The organism is Alteromonas gracilis (assembly GCF_043642145.1).
GTDB lineage: Bacteria > Pseudomonadota > Gammaproteobacteria > Enterobacterales > Alteromonadaceae > Alteromonas > Alteromonas gracilis_B.
Genome location: NZ_JBHZRZ010000027.1, coordinates 1 through 3,596, shown reverse-complemented (window position 1 = coordinate 3,596; position 3,596 = coordinate 1). Strand labels below are relative to the sequence as shown.

The following is a 3,596-nucleotide window of genomic DNA, read 5'->3' as shown; positions in this document are numbered from 1 at the left end:
AGGGCAACGGTATTGATCTTGAAATAGTGGTCAAAGGGCTATCTTTTTTCATTGACAGCCCGGAGGCTCATATGTGTGTTAGAAGGCGATGTTTCTACTACCTTTGGTTGCTCAAAAGCTAAAACCGAAACACACTCGTTTAAACCAATAATTAGGTATTCCCTCGGATGATATAGCTTACCCGTAATGAAGTGTTCTCTAGTGTTTTCCAGTGCATTCCAGCCACCGTCGATTACTTCAAAACACCAACCAGTTTTTAAGTTACATTCACTCCAAAACTCGCCTAAATCACCTTCATCAAGCACTCTGAAACCATAAATAGCATCGAAATGAACTTTTATACTCCAACTCTTCGATTTAACAGCAATGTTTAAGCATTCTTTGTCGAATATAATTCCGTGAATGTCTACTGTAGAGTCTGATTCGAAATCAGTCTCTACTTTTACAACCTTAGGCTCATAAATCATCGCTAGTCTTTGGTCTTACCCACATAAGGGGCAGTAACACGTGGGCTAAAATCCGAGCGAAGCGACAGAGCCCACGTGTTACTGTCCCAGGGAGCTAGCGACCGACTTAATGTGATTGTTATAAGCCCAGCCGATTAAAACCACCGTTTTTGTTGCCTATAGTTTGCCCACATAACTAAACCTAAAACAAAACTGCCGGATAGTAAAAGAATAGCTCTTGTGGTTTCCGTGTCAGGAGCTACTTGAAACACCGAGTTTAGCCATATTGGAAAAAATATTGTTACCGGAATGACCGTGACGATGAATATTGCAAAAATTAAATAACAAGTAAGAATATTGCTTATGCCGCGCGGATTCGGCCACCCAAAGCGCAAATTGACGAATTTATGCAACTTAACTAAAAAATGAATTCCAGCTAAGTAGAAAATTATTCCTACAGAAAAAAACAAAATATCTAGCATGTTCAACTTGGCTTATAACGCCCCGCTTAGGGGCAATAACACGTAGGCTAAAATACCAAGCGAAGCGCAGGGAGCCTACGTGTTATTGTCCCAGGGAGCTTGCGACCGACTACAGCGGATTGTTAGGTGACGGCTTTCTACGAAGAAAGTGAGCACCGATAAAACCAACACCAAGAACTAACAACAATATATGCAAATAAATACCAGTGACAACACTTTGATTGAGAAAGCTTAGAGTTGAATAAGTATTTGAAAAGCAGATATTACCAGAAAGCTTACACTCTACAGTGGTTTGAGCGGGCAATAGTTTTTGCGAGTAAACCAAAATACCAGTTGGTGGGTTAGTGTGGTGGATGAATAATTCAGGGCCGTTGGCGCGAAACCCTTGATTAGGGTCCGTAAAAGCTTTCTCGGACACTTGAAAAGAACTTTCTTTGCCGTTAATCCAAGCAGAGAAAAGCGTCCAATCGCTAAATACATCTGCTGTTAGAGAGCCTAGGCCAAAGATAAAAAGCGCTAAACCAATCTTAAACAAGTCAAATCCCTACACCGTTACCTAACGCCTCAATATGGGGCGCATAAATGCATGGCTATACTTAGCGACGAAGGAGCGCAAGCCATGCGTTTTGCGTCCTTGCCATTATTGACTTGTTAGCTTTCAACCGCCGAAACTATGAACTTTTTCTATACAAATACCACTTAATTGTTCCTGAGTTAATAAGTGTGTTTGGTCAGTAAAAGTAAATGTAGGACGTTGAGTTTCATTTCCTAGCTGTACTTGAACAGGTAGATTTAACGTACTCTCATAACTAGGGATTTTATTGGCAACCAGACCTTTAAATGTAGGTATAGAGCTATTGTCATTTTCATAGTTTTCTACGTACTCAAAAAAGTTTTCTTCTGGGACTTCAACCCAAACACCCCAACCATAACTTTTCTCGGTACCAGTAACAGGAATATATGCCACTCCTCTCAAGAAATAACGCTCATCTAGTCTACATAAATCAGTATCTATTTGAGTGCGTTCTTCTTTCTCGGCTTCTGATAATGCCCACACTTCGTCTGGCATTTTGTAGCTTTTATCAAAAGAAATATCTCCGATATCTTTTCCACAGCATCCGCACTTCAACTTATTTCTCCTGAAAGCTAACACCCCAACTTTGGGGCACAAATACATGGGCTAAAATTACGAGCGAAGCGAGGGAGCCCATGTGTTTGTGTCCCAGCGAACGCAGTGAGCGCCAACAGTTGTTTGTTAGCTACACAACCCCAAATAACCTACGAATTTGAAGGCCAAACATAAACACCATTATTGATATAGTATGATCTGAGATTAGGCAGTGATCTCTTTGCTAATAACTCAGGCACAGAGCCAAAACGATGTTGGTATAGCTTAACAGCTGATAATCGTTTCCAGCGATACAAAATAAATGAAGACTTTCGATTTTTTCGTAGCTGATTTTCTCTTGTCGCAAGTCGTTTTATCAAAGTTTGAAACATTGATTTATTGAGAGTAAACCAATTTCTTTCTTTAAGAAATGGACTACCTAGCTCTAATGAATATTTCCTTTTAATTTGTACTCTTCCTTCGTGTAGCTAACTTTTAAATAAGGGGCGCTAACACGTAGGGCATAATAGCGAAGCGGCCCTGCGTGTTAGCGTCCCAGTGGGCTTTAGCCCACGACTTAATTTTTTTGTTATGTGCCATTCCCTTATAAAACCTTTGATTTACAGTGTAAAAACAAGTTCACCTTTAATAGTTGTATACATAAGATAACTAGCAGCAATTAGCGCACAACCAAAAATTTTAGTCTGAACCTTACCCAGATTACCTTTTTTGCTCTTTGTATACTTACTATTATCGTCTACAAATCCATTGGTTTTTGTTGGTCCAGCAGATAGGGTGAATTCAAGTTCACTTTTGGTTAGAACATAAAGGCCAAAGATAAGAATTAATAAGGCAACTAAATCGTATTCATAGACTTGCATATTTTCACCTCTTCCCTGTAGTTTCGCCAATTAAGGGCATTAAATTTAATTCTTACCTTGGTACATAACTTTTAAATAAGGGGCGCAGGCGCGTGGGCTAAAATGCGAAGCAGCCCACGTGTATGCGTCCCAGTGACCAACGGGAACGACTTAATTTTTTTGTTAGGTGCGTTTATAAACAACCTCTTGTTATCCAAAGGGTTAAATACATTCCAAGCCGATACTACAAATTGTTAGCAGTACAAAAACAGGCCAGCTTGCTCCGACAATTATTGATGAGATTACAGCAATAACACTACTTTTTAAGTAACTTACTTTTTCACACAGTTTTGCAATGGTAGCTAGCAGTGTTACGGGAACAAAGTAGATAATGCATAGACTTAGAATGAGCTTTGCATGACTATTTTCCTTGGCAAAGTCGGATGATTCATCAAAATAGCTATTTAAAAATAATACGGCAAATACCAAACACGAAAAAATCACGAGCCCTTTATATTTAAAGCTATTGAATAACAAAGTTCCGATAATAAGAAACAAAAAACACAGAAAAATATATAAAGGAGAGATCAAGTTCAGATTCCTTTCTTATAAGCACCTAACTTTAAGCTTTGGGGCGCTAGCACGTGGGCTAAAATCCGAGCGAAGCGAGCCAGCCCACGTGTTAGCGTCCCAGCGACCG

At 39.6% G+C, this 3,596-nt stretch carries 4 protein-coding genes; all 4 read right to left on the bottom strand.

Features of this window, described 5'->3' with window-relative positions:
- Window positions 1-38 precede the first annotated feature (38 nt).
- On the bottom strand, window positions 39-467 hold the full coding sequence (locus ACHUFN_RS20080; protein WP_394224503.1) for a hypothetical protein: 429 nt from the start codon (window positions 465-467) through the stop codon (window positions 39-41).
- 570 nt (window positions 468-1,037) lie between these two features.
- On the bottom strand, window positions 1,038-1,463 hold the full coding sequence (locus tag ACHUFN_RS20075; protein ID WP_394224502.1) for a hypothetical protein: 426 nt from the start codon (window positions 1,461-1,463) through the stop codon (window positions 1,038-1,040).
- Window positions 1,464-1,586: 123 nt separating this feature from the next.
- Window positions 1,587-2,057: a DUF2199 domain-containing protein gene (locus ACHUFN_RS20070; RefSeq protein WP_394224501.1), complete on the bottom strand. Its 471-nt coding sequence runs from the start codon at window positions 2,055-2,057 to the stop codon at window positions 1,587-1,589.
- 599 nt (window positions 2,058-2,656) lie between these two features.
- Window positions 2,657-2,917 (bottom strand): hypothetical protein, encoded by a 261-nt coding sequence (locus tag ACHUFN_RS20065; RefSeq protein ID WP_394224500.1) that lies wholly within the window; start codon window positions 2,915-2,917, stop codon window positions 2,657-2,659.
- Window positions 2,918-3,596: the final 679 nt, after the last annotated feature.

Excerpts from the sequence above, each read along its gene's own strand:
- ACHUFN_RS20080 (WP_394224503.1), bottom strand. The coding sequence starts at position 467 with ATGATTTATGAGCCTAAGGTTGTAAAAGTAGAGACTGATTTCGAATCA.
- ACHUFN_RS20065 (WP_394224500.1), bottom strand. The coding sequence starts at position 2,917 with ATGCAAGTCTATGAATACGATTTAGTTGCCTTATTAATTCTTATCTTT.